Origin of the sequence: Lamprobacter modestohalophilus (assembly GCF_016583905.1) — a bacterium.
GTDB classification, from domain to species: domain Bacteria; phylum Pseudomonadota; class Gammaproteobacteria; order Chromatiales; family Chromatiaceae; genus Lamprobacter; species Lamprobacter modestohalophilus.
On the sequence record NZ_NRRY01000053.1, the window covers coordinates 22,471 to 41,681 of the forward strand.

Genomic DNA, 19,211 nt, shown 5'->3' on the forward strand with positions numbered 1-19,211 from the left:
GCTTACACCATTAGGATCGCAGCGATGCCAAGCGGGACCGCCCAGATCAAGAACCAGCGAATCGACTGCTCGACCCGGAAGCGCGGGAAGACGACGCCCACGATGACCGAGACCAGATAGATCAGAAACACCTTGAGAAAGAACACCGGCCAGCTCGCCGCCCCGCCGAAGAACAGATTCATGTAGATCACGATCTTGGCGATCGGGAAGATCGCGCGATTGGTCTGCATCAGGGCGAGATAGGACGAGTGGTACTCGGTCGGCGGCCCGATCGGGATCTCCTGCGGCGCCAGCACCACATCGAACGGCGGGCGCATCATGGTTCCGAGGAACGAGAGCATGGCCGCAGCGACCGCAAGCGGGTTGCTGAACAGGGTCCAATGCAGGATGCCGCCCTGCTGCGCGGCGACGATCTCGGTGACCGAGAGGGTCTGGTATTGCACCGCGACCGCGTAGACGGCCAAGGCGAACGGCAGCTCGGCCGCGGTCACCTGCGACAACCCGCGGGTGACGCCAATCGCCGAGTGGGGATGACCGCTCTCACCGGCCCCCAGCGCCATCCCCAGCGAGCCGAAGAAGACGAAGTAGAGCGCGAGGATCAGGTCGCCGGCAAAGGACATGTTGGAGAACATCTCGGTGCCGTAGATGGTCGGCACGAACATCAGCAGACCGACACCACCGGTGAGCCGGAACACCGGCCCCAGGTAGAACATCACGCCATGGGTGATCGAGCTGCGCAGCCCGTAGTTCTTGATCAGGTCGACATAGTTCTGCCAGACCGGGATGCCGTGCCGGCGCCCGACTCGGGCCGCGATCTTGGCCATCACCGCGGTCAGCAGGAAGCCATAGTTGGCGACGATGAACAGCGTCAGCAGCGCATAGGGGATCTTGATCCATTCAAACGACATGGTTAGAGCCCCGTACGCAGGAGGTAGACGACCACGACGAAGGCGAGCAGCTGGATCGCATAGGTCTGGCCATTACCGGTGTAGAGCCGACGGAACAGTTCGGCACAGGCGTGCAGCAGATCGACGACGGCGGCCCAGAAACGCTCGACCAAAGGCTCGGTCATAAAACCGAGCGCCTTGCGGTAGGGCGCGAAGAAGTTCCAGGCGAAGTGCGTGGTCTCCGGTCGGAACGGCCGCTCACCAGCGAAGACGATATTGAACTGCTTGACCTTTTGCGCCTTGCGGTTGACGAACACCAGCCAGGCGAACAGGCTCGCGAAGATCACGCCGACCACGATCATGATCGAGATCGGGCTCCAGTAGCCGAAGTCGCTGGTGATGGTCAGGCCTTCCCAACCCAGGGCGCCGCTGGGATGGAATTGACTGATATAGGCGTCGACCCGCCGCAGCGCCAGCCCCGGAACCAGCGCGAAGACCAGCAGGAAGGCGACGAAGATCATCTGCGGCAACACCAGCCAGAATGGGGCCTCTTTCACCCGCCGGTGCTCGTCCTTGAGCTGACCCAAGAAGATGGTATGGATCAGCCGGAACAGATAGAGGAAGGCGATCGGGCCCGAGATGAAGATCAGGATCATCGGCAGCCGATACTCGGCGGTCAGGATGGCGTTGTAGAAGATCCAACGCCCGCCGAAGCCGGACAAGGGCGGCACGCCGGACATGGCGATGATGCCGATCAGCACCGCGATGAAGGACAGGGGCATCAGGGTGATCAACCCACCCATCCGATACATGTCACGGGTGCCGGTGCGCTTGGCGACGCCGCCGACCGAGAGGAACAGCATCGATTTGTAGATGAAGTGGTTGATGACGAACATCAGCGCCATGAGCCAGCCGAGATGGTTCATCATCGCCAGTCCGAACAAGGCATAGCCCATCTGACCGATCGACGAATAGGCCAGCAGGCGCTTGGCATCCTCTTGAAAGGCCGCCATCAGGTTGCCGATCAGGGCCGAGAGCGCGCCAATCCACAGCAGGAGATGGGTCAGCTCCACCCCATAGAGCTGCTGGCTGCCCATCGCCATCAACAGCACGAAGAGCCCGAACAGGCCGGCCTTGAGCAGGATACCCGAGACCATCGGTGAGACATCGGTCTCGGCCTCGGCATGGGCGCCCGGTAGCCAGATATGCAGGCCAACGGCGGCGGTCTTGGTCATGAAGCCGATCGCCAGGAGCAAGAAGACCCAGGGGGCGATCGGCGCGGCAACCTCCGCCAGGCCAGCCAGCGCGAACAGCGGATCGCCGCCGGCCGCGAGCGCGAAGCCAGCCAGGATCAGGAAGGCTCCGCCGAGCGAAAAGATCATGTACGAGAGCGCATGCGGCTCCGAGCGTTGACCACGCAGGATCAGGAAGTAGGAGCCGATGGTGAGTGACTCCCAGGCCGCGAAAAAGCTGAAGGCGTCCTCAGCGACGATCAGCATCGCCAGACCCGCGTACATCAGCATCGCCGAAGGATAGAAACCGATGCGCTGCCCCTGCGTCTGATAGCTCGCCAGCAGGATCAAGGCGCCGCCGAGCAGCATCACTGCGGCAAAGATCAGCTGCAGCGGATCATAACTGGGGAGCGTCAGCAGGAACCAAGCGACCATGCCGACGATGGCGACACTGTTCTTGATCCGCACCGACAGCGGTTCGAGTGCCAGGAAGGCGAGCGCGAACAGCAGCGGCAAGGCCAGCAGCAGATTGCCGTTGGGCGAGAGCGCACCCCAGATGAAGCCCAGGCCCCAGCCTGCGGCCACCGCGCTCAAGATCACCGCACGCTTGAAGGACGAGGCTGCCACCGGCTCCAGCGAGCGCTCACGCTTGAGCGCCTGCCCGAACCATCGGAACAGATAGCCGGCCTCGAGCAAGGCACCGAACAGGATCAACCCGATCAGCGCCAACCGGCCCTGGCCGGCCAGCGCGATCACCAGCTCCCACTTGGCGTAGAAGCCCGGGAACGGCGGCAGGCCGACCAGCAAGGCGATGAAGCTGGCAAAGGCGAAGATCAGGATCGGATGCCCCTGCAGCGCGCTCCAAGCCGTCAGCTTGCGCCCTTCGATCAGGCCAGACAGCCAAAAGAGACCGGCCTTGGCCAGGGCATGGGCCAGCAGGATACCGCCAGCGATGAACAGGTAGCGATCACCGAGCAGGTCACGCTGGCCCAGGACCGCTAAGATCAGTCCCACCTGCGCTACCGAGGAGTAGCCCAGCAGGCGCCGGTCGTTGGTCTGCGCCAAGGCGAACAGATTGGCGCCGACGAAGCCGAAGAGGCCAATCCCGGTGGCCACCGGAAGCCAGGTCGAGCCGCCGATCAGCAGCAGCTTGTCAGCAGCGAACAGCGCGGCCGATGCCGAGGCCGCTGACAGCATCGCCGAGAAGGCCGGATGCGCCGACTCGTAGATATCCAGCGCCCAGCCATTGGCCGGGAACGGCTTCAGATCCAGCACGATGGCGATGAACATCAGGAAGAAGGCCAATGCGCCGCCTTGGAGCACCAGCGCCGACAGCTCGGCCATGCCGTCGATATTGAGGGTGCCGGTGGCATGGTAGGCGAAGATGATGCCGACCAGCAGCAGGACGGTGATGACCTGGGAGGCGACCAGATACTTGAACCCCGCCGCCAGGGCACGCTGATCGCGCGAGAGCAGCACCAGCCCGCCGGTGGCGATGGCGACCAGCTCGAAGAACACGAACAGGTTGAACAGATCGCGCGTCAGCACGATGCCGCAGGCCGCCATGGTGAAGACCAGCAAGGTCGCCAGCGCCCGGCGCCCCTGCTTGAACAGGGTATCGCGCAGATAGACCGCTGAGAGCAGGCCGGTCAGGTTGATCAAGAGGGTCAGGACGGCTTCGGCCAGCCCCATGCGCAGGTTGATCGCATAGGGTGGCAGGGTTCCGGCGGTCATGATGTCCACCGCACTGCCATCACCAGTGGCCAGCACCCAGACCCAGCCAGCGGAGATCAGGCTCATCAAGGCCAGTGCCGCGAGGCTGACGCCATAGGCACCGGCGCGCCATTCATCGCGCAGCAAGCCGATCAGAAACGCGGCCCCGAGCCCGACCGCGAGGATATAGATGGCGCTTACCATTTCAGGTCCTTGAACGCGGAGATATCGAGGGTGCGTTTGCTCTCATAGAGCTTGTACGCATAGGCGAGCATCAGGGCCGTCACGCCGACCCCGATCACGATCGCCGTCAGCACTAAGGCCTGCGGCACCGGATCGATGATGCGCGCGGCCGCCTCGGCAACCGGCACCGCCGCATCGAGGATCGGCGCCGTGCGCCCGTGCAGGTAGCCGACGGCGACCATGACCAGGTTGACCCCGGTGTTGGCCACCGTGAAGGCGACGATCATGCGCAGGATGTTGCGATTGGTCAGCGCCCCGTAGAGCCCGATCAGGATCAAGACGAAGCCGGTGGTCATGGCGATATAGGCCATCAGAGATCCTCCGTCTCGGACAGATGCGCCAGCATCGAGGAGAACTCCGCGCCGACCTTGAGGCCGATGAAGGAGTAGATGATCGGTATCGCCCCGGCCGAGAAGAGCTCGCCGAGGCTGCCGATCGGCAGGATGCGGTTGTCGAGGAAGCCGCCGGCGAGAAAGATGCCGAGCAGGCCGATGCCGACGAAGACCAGACCGGCGGTGGACTCGATGGCGGTGATCAACCGATGACTGATGCGCCGCAGTGGATCGGTCAGCAGCAGCAACAGGATCGCCGAGGCGAGGATGGCGCCGCCCTGGAAACCACCACCCGGGGTCAGATGGCCATTGACGAAGACGTAAGCACCGAGCAGCAGGATCAGCGGCACCAACAGCCGGGTGCCCGTGGTCAGCAGTTCACCGGCAGGCGGCAGTTCGCGCCCGGAGCCCCTGCCCTCGCGACGGCCGTGAGACAGCACCAGGCCGACAATGGCCGCGGTGAGGAACAGCACCGTCACCTCGCCGAGGGTATCGAGCCCGCGGAAGGTGACGATGATGGCGGTGACGATGTTGGCCGCCCCGATGTCTTGGGCCGTATGCTCAGCGTAGTAGCGGGCGCTGAGATTCAGCGTCTCGTCCGGGGAGTAGCTGGCCATGAGCCCGGCGAAGACTGCAGCGAGCCCGAACAGCAACAGGACGACGAACAGGCGCCTAATCATGCTCGCCCCCGCGCACCCGGCCGAGGACGAAGAAGAATAGGAAGGTGGTCAGGCCACTGCCGATTGCCGCCTCGGTCATGGCCACATCCGGCGCCGCCAGCAGCAAGAACTGCACCGAGGCCAGCAGGCTCACCAGCCCTGCGGAGAGGATGGAGACAGCCAGGCTTTGACTGCTGCGTGTCGCCAAGATGGCCGCCGCCACGATGGTGACGCTCAGCAACAGGCTCATCGCGATGAGCAGTGTCATGGCTTCTCTCCCAGGTCTTCCTCAAGCCGGTCGATGACGGTCTGCGGCGCCTGCTTGACCCCGACCCGGTGCGCCGCGCGCGCCAGCACCTGCGACGACAGCGGGTTGGTGAAGAGCAGGAACAGGCCGATCAACAGCAACTTCAGGGCCCAGTCCGGGCGCAGGCAGGCAACCCCGGCGAGGGTCAGCAAGGTGCCCAATGTGGTGGCCTTGGTGCCGGCCTGGATGCGGTTGTAGGCATCGGGCATGCGCACCAACCCGATCCCACCGGAGAGCAGGAAGACCGCCCCAGCAACGAGCAGGATGCCTCCGAGCAGATACAGCAGCGATGTCATCAAAACCCTCTTTCGATGTAGCGGGCGACGACGATCACCCCGAGAAACGACAGCAAGGCATAGACCAGGGCGACGTCCAGATAGATGCCGCGGCCCTCGGCCAGTGCCGCGAGCGCGATCCCGGTGATGCTGACGATGGTGAGGCTATCGAAGGCGATGACGCGGTCAGCAGCCGTCGGGCCCGCCATGAAGCGCCAGAGCGCGAGCAGAAAGGCGACCCCGGCGATGGTCGCGGCCAGATAGATCAGCAAATCAACCATAGATGACCTCGAGATAGCGCTCGAAACCGGCGACGATCTCGGCGGTGGCCCCCTCGACGTCCGTCGACCCAACGCTGACCCAGTGCACGTACAGCCACTCGCCCTCCATCTCGACGGTGAGGGTGCCTGGCGTCAGCGAGATCGAGTTGGCCAGCATCAGCCGCCCCATGCGACTCTTCAGCCGGGTGCGCACCTTCACGATACCGGGCTTGATCGGTAACGATGGGGACAGGACGATGGCGGCAAGTTTGAGGTTGGACTTGACCAGCTCTTTGAAGAACAGGCCGTAGTAGCGGATTCCCGCAGCAAACGCCTTGGGAGTCGCACGGAATTCGGTGAAGAATGAGAGACCGCTTGGGAACAGCAGCGCGATGGCCAGAGAGACCATGACACCAACGATGAGCACGTCGGCCGTCACCCGGCCCATCAGCATGACCCAGAACAGCAGCAGGGTCGCGAACATCACGGCGATACGTCGTGCTCGCGGTTGGGTCTCGCTGTTCGCTGTCATCATGAGCCTCGGAGGGAAAACGCCTGCTGTTACAAGGCGCATCCTGCTCGCACTTTTCGAGCGCGAGACAGGCTCACCCTGACGTCAGCAACAGGGGGCTGCCGCTAGAGTCCCTCCGTCGGTCTACGCCCAGAGGCCGGTTTCGAGCATCGCTCGTCCTGCAACCAGCGGTGCTCATCTTGCATCCGCCGCTCGCCGAATGCGATGCCGTGGGTCAAGATGTCATTGACTTTGTCTCCGTTGATCAGGTCGAAGACAGCAAAGGTGGTCTGTAGGTCCTAGCGACCCCAAGGGAACTCGGGCGACATCAGGGCTGCCTGGCTTCCTTGCCATCAGCTCAGGGGGGTCTCAGACGCCGCCGCTGTGGACCGTCTCGTAGTAGAGCTTTTCTAGTTCTTCCTTGTGCTTAGCCTCTTCGTTGGCGAGGTACTCGAACAGCTCTTTGAAGGGACCAGCCGGCGAGCTGTCAGCGAGTGAGCGGTAGTGCGTCATCGCAAGATGCTCGCGGCTCATGGCGTACTGCAGCACCGCTTGATCATCGGGCTTCTCGCCAAGGTCAGGCGTCATCACCGCCTCGGCGAACTTGCCGTCCGTGGCCGGACGCTCCACCTCGGCCTTGATCTGATCTTCGATGTCATCGCGCGCCGCCAGCGCGGTAAACAGTTCATAGTGACCCTGTTCCTCTTTCGCCAATTCCTCGGCGAGCCAGCGGAAGTTCTTGCTGATCTTCGGGATCAGGTCGGTATAGAAATTGCGCGCGCTCTCTTCGAAGGAGGTCGCAACGCTGAGCACATCTTCTAAGGTCGTCATGGAACGGATGCGCTCGTAGCTGGACTGCTGACCCTCCAGCGGGCCAGTCGATTCTGTGCTCGATTCTGTGCTCATAGGCTTTGCTCGTTGTTGTAGGAGGACGGTGGCTCGATTGCGCGAAGGATGACCCATCGGTCACAGCCATGACGGCCTCGGATGTGATGACCAGATCGCCAGTCACACTGAGCCAGTCGCACGAAGTATGCAACTGATCCCGCGCGTAAACCCGCGCGTGATCCCGCGCGCTCAGACGCCCGCAACTCCATTCGAGTTCCGCATTCAGCGCATGGCTATCCACAGGTTTCGTTGACAAGTTCGATCACTGATCAGTGACGCGACGCTAGCGCGCTTCAGAGGGCAAGTCGCTCGGACGTTCGCGCAGGACGGCAGTGACGATGCCGATCAATTGCACGGCCTCGGCAGGATAATGCAGCGGTGGCATCGCGGCATGGGCCGGCTGCAGGCGGACGCCGTTGGTTTCTCGATAGAGGCGCTTGACGGTCGCGGCCTCGCCGTCGATCAGGGCGACGACGATCTCGCCATTGGCGGCGGTCTCCTGGGGTGCGATCAGGATCAGGTCGCCATCCTCGATCTGATCCTCGGTCATCGAGTCACCCTGCACGCGTAGCGCGAACTGCGCGCGCTGGGCCAGATAGGTCGTCGGCTGCTACAATGCCGCAGCGGCCAGCCGAAGCGCACGGCCCTGATCGATCGGATCGCGCGCGAACCGCCCTGGCCTTGGACTGATCTCTCGCAGTCGATTGTTGGGCGGCGTGTCACGCCGCCCATCGTTGCGGTCTGACTTAGAGCGCCTTCTTGCAGAAGTACCAATCGCTGCACTCATAGCCCTCGGCCATGCGCGCCTCGGCCTGCTCAGCGGTGGCCGGCGGCGGCACGATGACCTTGTCGCCCGGCTGCCAGGCTTCCGGGGTCGCCACGCCGTGCTCATCGGAGGTCTGCAGGGCCTTGACCAGGCGCACGAACTCGTCGATCGAGCGGCCGTTGCTCATCGGGTAGTAGACCATGGCGCGCAGGACGCCATTGGGGTCGATGATGAAGGTGGCGCGCACCGCTGAGGTGTCGCTGGCGCCGGGCTGGATCATGCCGTAGGCCTTGGCCACCTGCATCGAGAGGTCGGCGATGATCGGGAAGCCGATCTCGACACCGAACTTCTCCTTGATGTTGCGCTCCCAGGCGATGTGCGAGAAGTTGCTGTCGATGGACAGGCCGAGCAGTTCGCAGCCGAGCGCCTTGAAATCGGCATGGCGCTTGGCGAAGGCGATGAACTCGGTGGTGCAGACCGGGGTGAAGTCCGCCGGATGCGAGAACAGCACCAGCCATTGGCCACGGTAGTCCTCGAGGGTCTTGCGCCCGTGGGTGGTCGGGGCATCGAAGGCTGGGGCCGGCTCGTTCAGGCGTGGCATGGCGGGGGTGGTCTGGACGTCGGTGGTCATGGGTACAGCTCCTAGTCGGTGGGTGTGGATGCCTCGTTTGAGGTTGACACCAGGTTAGGCGCTGCGCCGCTCGGGGTGAAATCGTTTGATCGGATGGCTGCTATGGGCCTGGCCTATTGTGTTTTGTCAATCGATAGATCGAACCTTTCATTGATCCGATCAACAGCCCGCCTCAGCGGTCGATTGGCCGGCTGCTGAGTGTCCTGGCCTGCGCAGCACCGGGGGGCCGTCATCGACTCTTGCACGATGATCGTGACTGAGGCCAACGCGTTGTTGGCGCCGATCCATGATCGGATGCCGGTGATCCTGGCGCCTGAGGACTATGGGAACTGGCTTGCGAGCGGTGACGGAAGCGCGAGCAAGGGGGCGCTGCTGGCGCTGCTCAAGCCGGCCGATACAAGATGCTGGGAGGCCTATCCGATCTCGCGGGCGGTGAACTCGTCGGCCAACGACAGTCCGGAACTGCTCGAGCCACTCGTCACTGAAGCGCCATGAATACATCCACGCCCGCTGAGACCCTGACGCTTGAGATCGACCCGTCCTTGCTCGAGCATGTGCGCGAGCGCCTGGCACAGCGGCATCGCGATACCCCGCCTGAGGAGCTGGTCGCGGCGCTGGTGACCAGCATCCTCGACAACTCCGGCTACCCGATCAGCGCCACGCGCACGGACGCTGGCCAGATCCGCATCCGCTACCGGCTGCGCTCGTTCAGCGAGCCGATCTTGTAGCACCGTCTGGACTCACCCGAGGTCGTCCCGCGATGCCGGCTGGCGCAGCGCAAGATAGAGCAGCGGACCCAGTAGCGGCATGTGCACAGCCTGCGCGGACCAACCGCTCAGGCGCAACCCGCGCCGCTGTCGATCCATCACCGCACAGCGATGCAGCGCGATGGTCAAGACCAGCAGGTCGGCACTCATCACGGCGATGAAGGCCGAGTCCTGAAGCTGGGTGGCGAAGGCGCTCAGATCTCCAGCCAAGGCCGCAAAGCCTATCAGCCCCAGAGCCATCAGCAGCAACACCACGCCGGTGATCCACGAACCGAGCGCGCGCACAAAGGCACCGGGGGCCGGCTGCAAGGGCGCGCGCAGGTCCCGTATCACCAGGTAGGGCAGCAAAACGACACCACCGAGGACGAAGCTGCCCAGCGCAAAGGGCCAGGGGCTAGGCTTGCCGGTATCAAACAGCAGGATGGCGAGGAAGGCGGCCGGCAAGACCCCGAGCAGGTTGAACACCGCGATCGCGATCGGATCGACGGCTTGCACGCGCGCCAAGGCGAGATCGCGGAGTTGACCGAGCAGGTCCGCTGGAACCGGAGGTGCGAACAACAGCGCGTAGGCCAGCAGCAGGAGCCAGAGTCCGGCGAACAGCAAGCGGTCGAAACGGCGATCTGACGCTTGGGGGGTGCTCCACGGCGACCTCGCCGGGGCGTTTGGCTTGCTGCGGGCTCATCGCGGCGCTCCGGGCGCGCCGCCCTTGCGCGCTGTCGTCGGACAAGCTGGGCGCGCTGCCGCTTCGTGCAGCATGCCCAGTTCGTTGAGCACGGCGGGCTCCAGCACCTGCTGCGCGGTCTCGAACAGGGTCCGCTCTTCAAAGCGGATATGCGCCTGCAAGGCGTCACCGAAGCGCGCCGGGGCATCAGGGGCGTCGCTCACAATCAACCCCCGCAGCTCGGTATGCTCGGCAAGGGTTTGCTCAACCAAGGCCTGCTGGCCGGCGACCCGCAAGGCGGGAAGCAGCCCCTGCTCCTCCACCAACCTCTGTGAGCAACCCCATGAACACGCCTGGCGGTCCAGCCGAGATCAAGCGCAGCGCTGCGGTGCAGAAGATCTTCGCTGATACATCCGGCACGCCCGAGCAGAAGACGCAGCGGATGTTCAGTGTGCTCATCCCCGAGCGCTGGCGACAAGCCCACCCGGACCCGTCCACCTATGTCCCGCCAGTGACCGAGACCATCAGCCCGGAGGTCCGCGCCAAGCAAAACGCAGCGGTCGCCAACTGGCCCGGCATCGACCAACAGCTTCTGTCCATCCGCACGCCGACCCTGATCATGGCTGGCACCGAGGACGAAGTGGTGCCGCCGGGCAACGCACTCACCCTGGCACGACAGATTCGTGCCTCCTGGCTGGTGCGCTTCCGCGGCGGCGGTCACGGCATGATGTATCAGTTCCCGACGCAAATGGCGGAGGTCGTCAACACCTTCTTAGCCACCGCGAACTGATGGCCAAGAGGCTGTCCGGTACCGACTACTTCATGCCGACCGGGGTGGAGCGCGACACCGAGCTGGCGTCCTGCGGACCCATCTCGCGCGTGAGCAGCTTGCCGCCGGCCTGCTTCAGCGCCTCATGCAGATCGACCACGAGCACGCTCTGGTGGCCGTAGGTCTTCCAGTGGTAGTGCAGCTTTTGGAGGTCGCTGACGGCGGTCCAGGTGGTGATCTCAGGCTCGGTCTCGGCGGTGCCGGGGGGTGAGGCGTTGGAGCCGAAGGGGATATCGAAGTTGTTTAGGAGATGAAAGAGGGTCGAGACCGCTGCGTCGGTGTTCGGCTGCTCAGGCACGTTTTGCGTGAAGAAGACCATGCGCACGAAGCGCGACGGCGGGGTGAAATCGCCGGGCAGGCCAAGGGCTCCAGCACCCACACCGAACGGCTGCAGCTCGAGATCGCCAATCGTCTCCGACTTTGGGTAGTCGGCGGTGAGGTTGACGTAGTTGTTCAAATTGCTGAGGTGCCACTCGAAACCGGGCGCGTTGGTGAGCACGCGAACCGGGTTGTCGTAGACCTTCAGCTCGCCACCGACGGGCTCGATCGTGATCGCCTGACCGGAGGCATCCTGAACCTTGTAGTGCACATCGGGAACTGCGCCGAGCAGGTCGAGCTTGACCGGCAGGACGGCGATCTGATCGATGTTCTCCTTAACTGCATCGACGGAGTCAAAGTTGGCCAACAGCCAGGTCACCACCTGAGAGGGCGAGAGTCCCTTGGCGGTGTTCTCCGGGGTGACGTCGGCATACTCGGCGTAGCCGGGGAAGTAGAACAGGGCGGCGTTGAGGCCCTTCTCGTTCAGGCCGTCGACGATCATGTCGTAGCTGGTATCAACCGTGGCGCCGATGAAGCCGTACTGTGATGTGTAGCTCAGTCCGTTGTTGCCGGCCTCGGTGGTGCCGGTGAACGAGGAGCCCTTCGGCCAGACGGCGAGCTGGGAGTTGAGTGATGTGCCGAACTCTAGTGTGCGCCCGACGACCACTCCGCCGTCCTTGGCGGTGATTGCGCCGCCGGTGCAGGCGAGTGCCTGTGGGATGCTCAGGGTTGCGCCGATGAGGGCGCTGCCTGCGACGAGACCGTAAATCAATTTCATCAATCGCTTCTCTGTTCCGAGCCCAACTGAGCGAGATGGGTAGCCGGTGCAGCCTCGTGGTCTTCCCAGCTGCTGCCGCCGTTGAGGCTGAATGTCCAAGTGATCGCACTGTTGTGCGGGCTTCGCCGCAGAGTATATCGATCCCGAGACCTCGAGGCGTTTCTGACGTGCGTCTGACACGCACGGGTTTGCCTATCAGATCGTGATCATTGAGCAGCCTGCTCTTAAGTTCGCCTAGCGCTTGGACTCGACCCACTCAAAAATCGATGTCCATACGCTCATGTGTATGCACAAACACCCGACATGGCCAGCAATGCCGCCATCGGGCAGTAGGAAAAGAAACTTGGGGCCGCCACAGCGCCATCACTGCCCTGCCACGCGGCAAGCCCAACTCCGCCGAGCCTGCGGACCGGACATGTCTACTTTGCGTCGCGCCGGACATCTGTCTCTTGCGCCGACAAGGACACCACGAAGCTCAAATTGTCTCCGGTAGCCAAGCGCCCGTTTCAAGATCGAGTGTCGCCTGATGCTCAACGGCGATCCGAACCCAAACCTTGACGATACGCAGTCGCCTGAAGACCGCCTGATACCGCTGCCATAGAACGTTGCTGACGAGGCCCTCGAGGCCAGCAACGGGCTTGCGAGGCGACACCCTTGCGCCTAGGCTTGTTGAAGATTTGCATAAGCCGGCGCAGCCCATGGCGACCATGAACTTCAGCATTCCGGACGCGATCCGCGATGCTTTCAACCGCACGTTTTCCGGACAGAACGAGAGCGCTGTGATCGCCCGCCTGATGCAGCAGGCCATTGCTGAAGCTGAGCTGCAGCGTCGGTGCCAAGTCGCCTTCGAGCAGCGCACCGCGGCCAGGCGCGAGCGGCCCGCACTTACCGATGCCGCCGCCCGCGCGGCGCGTGTATCGGGCCGGCCCTGATGACTGCATCCCCCCTATCAAGCAAGTAAGGTCAACCGGCTGAGCGATTCAATCGTTGCTGACGTCACATCCACAGGCGATCAATCACATGCAAAGACTCGAGATCACTACCCGAATCGCCGCCGACGGCATCCTCCATCTGCCGGTGAAAGAGCTTGCCGATCAGGAAGTCCAAATCACGGTCACGCCGGCGCCCGCTCAAACAGCCTCTCCGCAAGCTCCATTGGTCGGCGCGGATGCCTTGCGCAAGGCCCAGGAGATCGGCTTTGTCGGGGGTTTCGAGGCCGAAGCCGATTTCTCGGCGCGTTATAAGGAGCTTTTGGACTGGTCGGACAAAAACTGATCGTCGCCGATACCGGATTTTGGGTGGCTTTGGGAAACCCCAAGGATGAGGCTCAGGCGCTCGCTGTCAGGATCTTCAGCAGCCTTGACGAGCCGTTGATCACGACCTGGCCGGTGATGACCGAAGTCTGCCACTGATTGTTGAAAAGACGGGGTATCGTGGCTCAGCTGCAGTTCATCGAGCTGTATCGGCAGGGTGAATTCAGATGCGCCGCGCCGCTCTTCAGAGGTTCCGCTCAACGCTGGTCCATTCTCTGTCCGTGCAATGCACTTGTGCCGTTGGCAGCAGTGGCATCCCTCGCTTCTAGGTAATGATCCATGAGTGCACCGAACTGAGATGCAAATGTTGGCCGAAAGCTCCCTTGCGGGCATTGACGGCTCAGCGCCATTGGTCGCCCGGAACGGCGCAGCCTGCAGGCCAGGCTCCGGTGAGCAAAGGGCGCAACGCTAACAGACCTCGCTACAGCAGCAACCTCGCAACGGTCCCAGAATCTGCTGTCGATTCGAGCGAGAACACCCAATGATGCGCCGCGGCCACCCGCCGCACATAGGCCACGCCGAGGCCATTGCCGGTGTCTTTGGTCGAGAAGAACGGCTTGCCGATGCGCGCAAGCACCTCCGGCGAGATCGGCTCGCCACCATTGCGCACCTCGATCATCGGGCTCGCCGTGCCAGGCTGCCGAGCGGTGCGCAGGAACACCGGGTCGCCGGCTGCCACCGCCTCGCAGGCATTGACGACGAGGTTGATCAGGACCTCGCGCAGCTGCGCCGGATCGGCTTGGATCTCGGTCTCCGGGACTCCCAGGTCGACGTGCAGCCGCCGATCGGCAACGCTCGGCAGCGCTTGCAGCGACGGCAGCAGGGCGCGAATCAGCGCATCGAGCGCGACCGGCTCGGGTGAGGCGGTGCGGCGGCCGGCATAGGCCAGCACGTCCTCCAACAGCCGGCCGAGCCGATCGGACTCGCGTTGGGCTAGGGTGAGCCGCTTGCTCGCCGCATCAGTGAGCGACTGCCTACCGAGATAATCCAGCGCCATGCGCAGGGTCGAGAGCGGATTGCGGATCTGGTGCACCATCATTGCCGCGAACTCGCCCATCTCGGCCAAGCGGGCGATAGCCGCCTCAGCGGTCTTTCGCTGGCTGACGTCGCGCAGCAGGGCGATGTAGCTCGGTGCCTGCGCCTCGCCGTGGGCGCAGAGGCTAACCTCGCTGGGAAACACCGAGCCATCGCGGCGTCGATGCCGGCTCTCGAGCAGCTTGGGCTGGTCGATCTCGAGCTCGGCGAGGAGCTGCGCGAAGGTCTCTGGCGTCAGACCGACATCGATCTCGAGCACCGAGCGGCCGACCAGTTCCTCCGCGCGCTGATAGCCGAGCATCTCGGCAGCCCGGCTGTTAGTGTCGAGGATGCGTCCATCACTGGCGACCAGGAAGAAGCCGTCGCCGGCGTTCTCGACGAAGGCCCGGAAGCGGGCTTCGCTGCGGCGCAGGGCCTCTTCGGCGGCCTTGCGCGCAGAGACGTCGCGCACCATGGCGACGATGCAGTCGCGCCCGTCGACCTGGACCACCGAGGCGGAGATCTCCGATGGCAGCTGCAGGCCGTCCTTGCGCATGCAGCTGAGTTCATCAGTCCAGCCCTGGCCGCGGGTCTTGACGTCTTGGGCGAACTGGCGCAGGCGCTCCATCTCGTGCGGATGCACGCTGGAGATGCGCACGTCGCGGGTGAGCTCAGCCGGGTCGTAGCCGAGCATGCGCGAGGCCTGGGTATTGGCCTCGAGGATGCGATCGCGCTCGGGGTCGATCAGCAGGATGGCATCGTTGGCGTGGTCGAAGATCTGGCGCAGTGGGTGCGCCGGCTCAGCGGCCTGCCCCCGTGTGGGCAGCGCACTCGGTTCACTTGCTTCAGACATCCTGCCATCCTCCGCGAAAGATCAACCGCGCCGATCGGGTCTTGTTCGCTATCAGCGACTCAGCAACCCGACCGGAGTGTTCCCCATGATCATCAGCCTCATGACTCAGGCGCGCAGCCTACTCGATGCCACGCGACGCGTCGATTTCATCGCCCCGCTGCTGTTGCGGCTCTATCTGGCGCCGATCTTCTGGATGGCGGGAACCCAGAAGTTCGCCCACTTCGACAGCACCATAGCCTGGTTTGGCAATCCGGACTCCGGCTTGGGCCTGCCCTTTCCAACAGTGATGGCGTTCCTGGCGGCTTCAACCGAGACCGTTGGCGCGGTCTTACTGGTGGTTGGCCTTGGTGTGCGGCTGATCTCGGTGCCGTTGATCGTGACCATGCTCGTGGCGATGGTGACGGTGCACTGGCAGCACGGCTGGCTGGCGATCGCCGAGGGGAGCGGCTCGTTGTTCGCCAACGAGCGCACCATCGGCGCTGTCGAGCGTTTGGATCGCGCCAAGGACATCCTGCGCGAGCATGGCAACTATGAGTGGCTGACCGAGAACGGCAGCCTGGTGATCCTGAACAACGGCATCGAGTTCGCCGCGACCTACCTGATCATGCTGGTGGCGCTGTTGTTCATCGGCGCCGGGCGCTACCTGTCGGTCGATGATTGGATCGGGCGTTGGCTGGAGCGTCGCAGCGCACGGTCCCGCAAGACGGAGGCCAGGTTCGCAACCGCTCACGCCTGATCTCATCCGAACCCGCCATCCGACCCCGGCCAGCCAAGGAGCCATCGCATGACTCAACGCCTCAGTTCAGCACTCCCAGCCGTCTTTGCCGTCGTCGGTCTCGTCGCACTCAGTGCCAGTGTGCTGCTGGATGCGGCACCGACGGCACAACAACTCAACGGCTTTGACGTGCACAACAGCCTGGTCCCGGTCGCTGAGATCCATGCCGGTGGGCCGGATCGGGATGGCATCCCGGCGATCGATCAGCCGCGCTTTGTCGAGGCCGAGGCGGTGGATTTTCTTACGCGTGACGACGAGGTCCTGGGCCTGGTCCATCAAGGCGAGGCCCGCGCCTATCCGATCAAGATCATGGATTGGCATGAGATCGTCAATGATCGCATCGAGGGCGAGCCGATTGCCATCACCTACTGCCCGCTGTGCGGCTCAGGGATCGCGTTCCGCGCCGAGCAGGCGGGACGGGCACTCAGCTTCGGCGTCTCTGGGCTGCTCTACAACAGCGACCTGCTGCTCTACGACTGTCAAACCGAGAGCCTCTGGAGTCAGATCGCCAAGCAGGCCATCGCCGGCCCCTTGGCCGGGACCAAGCTCACCGCCCTGCCCTTGACCCACACGACTTGGGGCGCCTGGCGCCGTGCCCATCCGCAGACCCAGGCGCTGTCCACTGAGACCGGCCATCGCCGCAACTATGATCGTGCCCCCTATGGCGGCTACAGCAGCCATGGCAAGCTTTACTTTCCTGTGAGCGCGCGCTCTAAGCGTTATCACCCGAAGGAGCGGGTGCTTGGGGTTGAGGTCAATGGACAGTTCAAGGCGTATCCGTTTGCGGAGCTCTCGCAGACCGATGGCCGCGTGTCTGATCAGCTCGGCGGTGAGTCGATTGAGGTGCGCTTCGATTGGGCACAGCCCAGTGCGCGTGCCTTCGATGCTGAGGGCGACCCACTCCCGGCTACGACCCTGTTCTGGTTCGCTTGGTATGCGTTTCACCCCGAGACTGAGGTGTATCGGGCGAACTGAGTGCTGTTGATCGGTGAGCACGGGCGGCGCCGTCAGCCGGCCGCCGCTGGTCTGATCCAGCACCATCGCTGCCGTTGCGGCAACGTGCTCTTCCGCCAGCCCTAACTGCGGTGGCTTTACGGATGTCGCTGGCGCTCAATTGCGCCACTGCGTAAAGACGTAATCACGTTCCGTGACATCCTGGTGACAGCTGAAGCAGCCTGCGCCACCATCATTCACCATGCGTTCGGTGCGGCTGTCGCCCTGCCAAGCCTCGAAGCCCCAACCGCCCGTTTCGGAATACCGACCGCTGTCCTTCACCATGACGCCCAGCAAGGCTCGCTCGCCCTCACTAGAGGCGTTGTCGGCGGTATCGTATTCCAACAGGTCGAAGGCGAAGACCGCACCATCGGCATAGCTGCCGTTGGCAAGCCCGCCACGGGCGGCGGCGTTGGCATAGATGTGGTGAATACCCTGGAAAGGCTCGGCTAGCGGGTGTCCTGGGTGGATGACCATGGACTTGACATGGGTCCAGTTGCGGTAGTCCGCGGGATACGCGGGCGGCTCAGCGGCGTCGGCGGTGCCGAAACTCGCGATCGCGATGACGGTGGCTGTAATGACACGGATGTTGATGCGGCTGGTCGGCATGGCAGAACTCCAAACGTAGACGCTGAACATATAGTATCGGATCGATACAATAATAACTCTAGCCGGGGAAACAGGACTGGTCAAGATTGTTTCGACAAAAAACCACTTGTCGCGCTAGACTCGCGCCATGGCCATTGACGATACTCTGGAACGTCTCTGCAACCTCCTACGTAGCGAGGCCTGGGTGGCCAGCGCGAAAGTCGGCCTGCAGCCTATCCACCTGCATACCTTGCGGTATCTCGCCGTCTGTAACCGCTACTCGGACACGCCACTTGCGGTGGCTGAGTTCCTCGGCCAGACCAAGGGCTCTGTGTCGCAGAGTCTAAAGTTGCTTGCGGGGAAAGGTCTTGTGATCAAACGCCCAGATGCAGCGGACCGGCGCGTGGTGCACCTAACACTCACGTCCGCAGCCCTGGAGCTGCTGGAACGGACCGGGCGCGAGCAGCGGATTCGCCAGGCTGCAGCAGACCTCGATGAGACGGCCCGTTCGGCGCTAGACGCAGGTCTTACCGAGCTTCTGCGAGCACTGCAGATCGCCCACGGCCGACGGGTCTTTGGCGTTTGCAGCGGATGCCGCTTCAACGAGCGCCGCGCGGACGGCTATCGCTGTAGTCTGACGGGCGAGCCGCTTTCCGCCGAGGACGTCGTCCGCATCTGTCGGGAGTACGAAGCTCCGGGCGCAGTTTGACCGACAAGGTTGGTGCACAGCACGCCCGTCGGCTTGCGCAGAGCCACTCGCTTGGCCGCCGCGCTCGCAGGTCTATCTGCCAGCGCTCGCATGTCCGATACCCGGGGTCACCGTAGCCAGGATCACTAAGAGCAGGTAGACAACTGCAGCCTTGCGCGGTATCGGCTTGTTGTTATCGGCCGTCACCGGACCTCAGCGCACCACACAGACCACTGGGAACAGGATCAGCCAGATCAGATCCACCATCTGCCACTAGCACACGCCACTCTCGACGCCAACACGATCGGCGGCGCTATGGGCACCCGCGCGGGCTCCACAGCAGCAAGGATGACTATGCTGAGCAGCACATGGATGAAATGGAAGAAGGTCAGCGACAGATAGAATCGGCAGAACTACCGCGTCCTCCATGACATCTAGGGCCACGACGGCTAAGGGTCGGTGCCGAAGGTCTCCAACGGCTCGAGTAGCTCGTCAACCTGCGCGAGATCAGAACGGCCAACCGGCTCAGCCAAATACCCCGACCAGCGCAGCCGAGCCCGGCCCTCATGATCAACCATCTGCACCGAATCCCCCCGCGTGCGCCCAAGCCCGAGCATGATCGCGCGTTCGTTGCTCACCGCCCGTAGCGGCACCTGAATCCGATCCGGCGAGAGCACCGGCATCCGATAGCTGAGGCAGAGCTTGCCATCGGTGAGCTTGAGCTGGAGGTCAGTGACCGGAAAGCCGGGGTCTGGATTGAGGATGCGCCAGGAGCCGAGACGCTCACGCCAACTTGGAGGTAACGGCTCCTGCGGCACCTTCTCGCCGATGATGCGCTCACCCTGCGGGGTGTCGGCGATCATCACCTCGCGGCCTTCGATGCGGCGCGTTTGGAGGCGCAGCTCGCGCAGTACGCGCAGGCTTGCACTG

General features: G+C 63.5%; 26 protein-coding genes. 8 read left to right on the top strand and 18 right to left on the bottom strand.

Annotated features, from left to right (window positions below; translation table 11 throughout):
* Nucleotides 1-2 precede the first annotated feature (2 nt).
* From CKO42_RS21390 to CKO42_RS21440, 11 genes are all read right to left on the bottom strand, one after another.
* Nucleotides 3-908, bottom strand: coding sequence for a respiratory chain complex I subunit 1 family protein (locus CKO42_RS21390; RefSeq protein ID WP_200248672.1), 906 nt, complete (start codon nt 906-908; stop codon nt 3-5).
* 2 nt (nt 909-910) lie between these two features.
* Nucleotides 911-4,036, bottom strand: a complete 3,126-nt coding sequence (locus CKO42_RS21395; RefSeq protein WP_200248673.1) for a proton-conducting transporter transmembrane domain-containing protein — start codon at nt 4,034-4,036, stop codon at nt 911-913.
* Entirely contained in the window at nt 4,030-4,386 is a 357-nt protein-coding gene (locus CKO42_RS21400) for a sodium:proton antiporter (RefSeq protein WP_200248675.1), read from the bottom strand. Before CKO42_RS21400 ends, CKO42_RS21395 begins: the two co-directional genes overlap by 7 nt.
* Nucleotides 4,386-5,087 carry a hydrogen gas-evolving membrane-bound hydrogenase subunit E gene (gene mbhE, locus CKO42_RS21405; protein WP_200248677.1) on the bottom strand — a complete coding sequence of 234 codons (702 nt, stop codon included), beginning with the start codon at nt 5,085-5,087 and terminating at the stop codon, nt 4,386-4,388. Before mbhE ends, CKO42_RS21400 begins: the two co-directional genes overlap by 1 nt.
* Nucleotides 5,080-5,334 carry a hydrogenase subunit MbhD domain-containing protein gene (locus CKO42_RS21410; RefSeq protein WP_200248680.1) on the bottom strand — a complete coding sequence of 85 codons (255 nt, stop codon included), beginning with the start codon at nt 5,332-5,334 and terminating at the stop codon, nt 5,080-5,082. The genes mbhE and CKO42_RS21410 overlap by 8 nt, the downstream gene beginning before the upstream one ends.
* Nucleotides 5,331-5,669: a monovalent cation/H(+) antiporter subunit G gene (gene mnhG, locus CKO42_RS21415; protein ID WP_200248683.1), complete on the bottom strand. Its 339-nt coding sequence runs from the start codon at nt 5,667-5,669 to the stop codon at nt 5,331-5,333. Before mnhG ends, CKO42_RS21410 begins: the two co-directional genes overlap by 4 nt.
* A complete protein-coding gene (locus tag CKO42_RS21420) occupies nt 5,669-5,929 on the bottom strand; it encodes a monovalent cation/H+ antiporter complex subunit F (protein ID WP_200248695.1) in 261 nt (86 codons plus the stop codon). Before CKO42_RS21420 ends, mnhG begins: the two co-directional genes overlap by 1 nt.
* The gene (locus CKO42_RS21425; RefSeq protein ID WP_242479593.1) at nt 5,922-6,440 is read right to left on the bottom strand and encodes a Na+/H+ antiporter subunit E; all 519 of its coding nucleotides are present in this window, start codon (nt 6,438-6,440) and stop codon (nt 5,922-5,924) included. The genes CKO42_RS21420 and CKO42_RS21425 overlap by 8 nt, the downstream gene beginning before the upstream one ends.
* Nucleotides 6,441-6,788: 348 nt before the next feature.
* Nucleotides 6,789-7,325: a ferritin family protein gene (locus tag CKO42_RS21430; RefSeq protein ID WP_200248697.1), complete on the bottom strand. Its 537-nt coding sequence runs from the start codon at nt 7,323-7,325 to the stop codon at nt 6,789-6,791.
* Between the two features lie 265 nt (nt 7,326-7,590).
* Complete coding sequence (locus CKO42_RS21435) at nt 7,591-7,902, bottom strand: LexA family protein (RefSeq protein WP_274608948.1); 312 nt, start codon at nt 7,900-7,902, stop codon at nt 7,591-7,593.
* Nucleotides 7,903-8,053: 151 nt separating this feature from the next.
* Nucleotides 8,054-8,704: a peroxiredoxin gene (locus CKO42_RS21440; protein WP_200248701.1), complete on the bottom strand. Its 651-nt coding sequence runs from the start codon at nt 8,702-8,704 to the stop codon at nt 8,054-8,056.
* 198 nt (nt 8,705-8,902) lie between these two features.
* Here CKO42_RS21440 and CKO42_RS21445 point away from each other — a divergent pair, with 198 nt between their 5' ends.
* Together CKO42_RS21445 and CKO42_RS21450 are read left to right on the top strand one after the other, a co-directional pair.
* On the top strand, nt 8,903-9,199 hold the full coding sequence (locus CKO42_RS21445; protein WP_338034973.1) for an SOS response-associated peptidase: 297 nt from the start codon (nt 8,903-8,905) through the stop codon (nt 9,197-9,199).
* Nucleotides 9,196-9,432, top strand: a complete 237-nt coding sequence (locus CKO42_RS21450; protein WP_200248707.1) for a hypothetical protein — start codon at nt 9,196-9,198, stop codon at nt 9,430-9,432. The genes CKO42_RS21445 and CKO42_RS21450 overlap by 4 nt, the downstream gene beginning before the upstream one ends.
* A gap of 12 nt (nt 9,433-9,444) precedes the next feature.
* Here the strand turns inward: CKO42_RS21450 and CKO42_RS21455 are convergent, their stop codons facing one another.
* Nucleotides 9,445-10,074: a hypothetical protein gene (locus tag CKO42_RS21455; RefSeq protein ID WP_200248712.1), complete on the bottom strand. Its 630-nt coding sequence runs from the start codon at nt 10,072-10,074 to the stop codon at nt 9,445-9,447.
* Nucleotides 10,075-10,149: 75 nt separating this feature from the next.
* Nucleotides 10,150-10,455 (bottom strand): hypothetical protein, encoded by a 306-nt coding sequence (locus CKO42_RS21460; protein ID WP_200248715.1) that lies wholly within the window; start codon nt 10,453-10,455, stop codon nt 10,150-10,152.
* Nucleotides 10,456-10,475: 20 nt separating this feature from the next.
* Between CKO42_RS21460 and CKO42_RS21465 the strand changes: the two genes are divergently transcribed.
* Nucleotides 10,476-10,922: an alpha/beta fold hydrolase gene (locus CKO42_RS21465; RefSeq protein WP_200248720.1), complete on the top strand. Its 447-nt coding sequence runs from the start codon at nt 10,476-10,478 to the stop codon at nt 10,920-10,922.
* A 25-nt stretch (nt 10,923-10,947) separates the two neighbouring features.
* Here CKO42_RS21465 and CKO42_RS21470 read toward each other — a convergent pair whose 3' ends face one another.
* A complete protein-coding gene (locus CKO42_RS21470; protein ID WP_200248724.1) occupies nt 10,948-12,057 on the bottom strand; it encodes a linear amide C-N hydrolase in 1,110 nt (369 codons plus the stop codon).
* Nucleotides 12,058-12,755: 698 nt separating this feature from the next.
* Between CKO42_RS21470 and CKO42_RS21475 the strand changes: the two genes are divergently transcribed.
* Together CKO42_RS21475 and CKO42_RS21480 are read left to right on the top strand one after the other, a co-directional pair.
* Nucleotides 12,756-12,989 (top strand): hypothetical protein, encoded by a 234-nt coding sequence (locus CKO42_RS21475; RefSeq protein WP_200248729.1) that lies wholly within the window; start codon nt 12,756-12,758, stop codon nt 12,987-12,989.
* Between the two features lie 88 nt (nt 12,990-13,077).
* Nucleotides 13,078-13,332, top strand: a complete 255-nt coding sequence (locus CKO42_RS21480) for a hypothetical protein (RefSeq protein ID WP_200248732.1) — start codon at nt 13,078-13,080, stop codon at nt 13,330-13,332.
* On the opposite strand, the gene CKO42_RS21485 is transcribed toward CKO42_RS21480, so the two are convergent.
* On the bottom strand, nt 13,296-13,571 hold the full coding sequence (locus CKO42_RS21485; protein ID WP_200248735.1) for a hypothetical protein: 276 nt from the start codon (nt 13,569-13,571) through the stop codon (nt 13,296-13,298). The genes CKO42_RS21480 and CKO42_RS21485 overlap by 37 nt on opposite strands.
* 220 nt (nt 13,572-13,791) lie before the next feature.
* Complete coding sequence (locus tag CKO42_RS21490; RefSeq protein WP_200248737.1) at nt 13,792-15,237, bottom strand: PAS domain S-box protein; 1,446 nt, start codon at nt 15,235-15,237, stop codon at nt 13,792-13,794.
* Nucleotides 15,238-15,322: 85 nt separating this feature from the next.
* On the opposite strand from CKO42_RS21490, the gene CKO42_RS21495 reads away from it, so the two are divergent.
* Together CKO42_RS21495 and CKO42_RS21500 are read left to right on the top strand one after the other, a co-directional pair.
* Nucleotides 15,323-15,973 carry an HvfX family Cu-binding RiPP maturation protein gene (locus tag CKO42_RS21495; protein ID WP_200248739.1) on the top strand — a complete coding sequence of 217 codons (651 nt, stop codon included), beginning with the start codon at nt 15,323-15,325 and terminating at the stop codon, nt 15,971-15,973.
* A gap of 48 nt (nt 15,974-16,021) precedes the next feature.
* Nucleotides 16,022-16,987, top strand: a complete 966-nt coding sequence (locus CKO42_RS21500) for a DUF3179 domain-containing protein (RefSeq protein WP_200248741.1) — start codon at nt 16,022-16,024, stop codon at nt 16,985-16,987.
* 135 nt (nt 16,988-17,122) lie between these two features.
* Here the strand turns inward: CKO42_RS21500 and CKO42_RS21505 are convergent, their stop codons facing one another.
* A complete protein-coding gene (locus CKO42_RS21505) occupies nt 17,123-17,614 on the bottom strand; it encodes a cytochrome P460 family protein (protein ID WP_200248743.1) in 492 nt (163 codons plus the stop codon).
* A gap of 127 nt (nt 17,615-17,741) precedes the next feature.
* On the opposite strand from CKO42_RS21505, the gene CKO42_RS21510 reads away from it, so the two are divergent.
* Nucleotides 17,742-18,302 (top strand): MarR family winged helix-turn-helix transcriptional regulator, encoded by a 561-nt coding sequence (locus CKO42_RS21510; protein ID WP_200248745.1) that lies wholly within the window; start codon nt 17,742-17,744, stop codon nt 18,300-18,302.
* Nucleotides 18,303-18,730: 428 nt separating this feature from the next.
* On the opposite strand, the gene CKO42_RS21515 is transcribed toward CKO42_RS21510, so the two are convergent.
* The coding region (locus CKO42_RS21515) for a hypothetical protein (protein ID WP_200248747.1) at nt 18,731-19,211 on the bottom strand (481 nt) is incomplete at its 5' end.

Coding starts and splice junctions, on each gene's coding strand:
- CKO42_RS21390 (WP_200248672.1), bottom strand. CDS start 908: ATGTCGTTTGAATGGATCAAGATCCCCTATGCGCTGCTGACGCTGTTC.
- CKO42_RS21395 (WP_200248673.1), bottom strand. CDS start 4,036: ATGGTAAGCGCCATCTATATCCTCGCGGTCGGGCTCGGGGCCGCGTTT.
- CKO42_RS21400 (WP_200248675.1), bottom strand. CDS start 4,386: ATGGCCTATATCGCCATGACCACCGGCTTCGTCTTGATCCTGATCGGG.
- mbhE (WP_200248677.1), bottom strand. CDS start 5,087: ATGATTAGGCGCCTGTTCGTCGTCCTGTTGCTGTTCGGGCTCGCTGCA.
- CKO42_RS21410 (WP_200248680.1), bottom strand. CDS start 5,334: ATGACACTGCTCATCGCGATGAGCCTGTTGCTGAGCGTCACCATCGTG.
- mnhG (WP_200248683.1), bottom strand. CDS start 5,669: ATGACATCGCTGCTGTATCTGCTCGGAGGCATCCTGCTCGTTGCTGGG.
- CKO42_RS21420 (WP_200248695.1), bottom strand. CDS start 5,929: ATGGTTGATTTGCTGATCTATCTGGCCGCGACCATCGCCGGGGTCGCC.
- CKO42_RS21425 (WP_242479593.1), bottom strand. CDS start 6,440: ATGACAGCGAACAGCGAGACCCAACCGCGAGCACGACGTATCGCCGTG.
- CKO42_RS21430 (WP_200248697.1), bottom strand. CDS start 7,325: ATGAGCACAGAATCGAGCACAGAATCGACTGGCCCGCTGGAGGGTCAG.
- CKO42_RS21440 (WP_200248701.1), bottom strand. CDS start 8,704: ATGACCACCGACGTCCAGACCACCCCCGCCATGCCACGCCTGAACGAG.
- CKO42_RS21450 (WP_200248707.1), top strand. CDS start 9,196: ATGAATACATCCACGCCCGCTGAGACCCTGACGCTTGAGATCGACCCG.
- CKO42_RS21465 (WP_200248720.1), top strand. CDS start 10,476: ATGAACACGCCTGGCGGTCCAGCCGAGATCAAGCGCAGCGCTGCGGTG.
- CKO42_RS21470 (WP_200248724.1), bottom strand. CDS start 12,057: ATGAAATTGATTTACGGTCTCGTCGCAGGCAGCGCCCTCATCGGCGCA.
- CKO42_RS21475 (WP_200248729.1), top strand. CDS start 12,756: ATGGCGACCATGAACTTCAGCATTCCGGACGCGATCCGCGATGCTTTC.
- CKO42_RS21480 (WP_200248732.1), top strand. CDS start 13,078: ATGCAAAGACTCGAGATCACTACCCGAATCGCCGCCGACGGCATCCTC.
- CKO42_RS21490 (WP_200248737.1), bottom strand. CDS start 15,237: ATGTCTGAAGCAAGTGAACCGAGTGCGCTGCCCACACGGGGGCAGGCC.
- CKO42_RS21495 (WP_200248739.1), top strand. CDS start 15,323: ATGATCATCAGCCTCATGACTCAGGCGCGCAGCCTACTCGATGCCACG.
- CKO42_RS21500 (WP_200248741.1), top strand. CDS start 16,022: ATGACTCAACGCCTCAGTTCAGCACTCCCAGCCGTCTTTGCCGTCGTC.
- CKO42_RS21505 (WP_200248743.1), bottom strand. CDS start 17,614: ATGCCGACCAGCCGCATCAACATCCGTGTCATTACAGCCACCGTCATC.
- CKO42_RS21510 (WP_200248745.1), top strand. CDS start 17,742: ATGGCCATTGACGATACTCTGGAACGTCTCTGCAACCTCCTACGTAGC.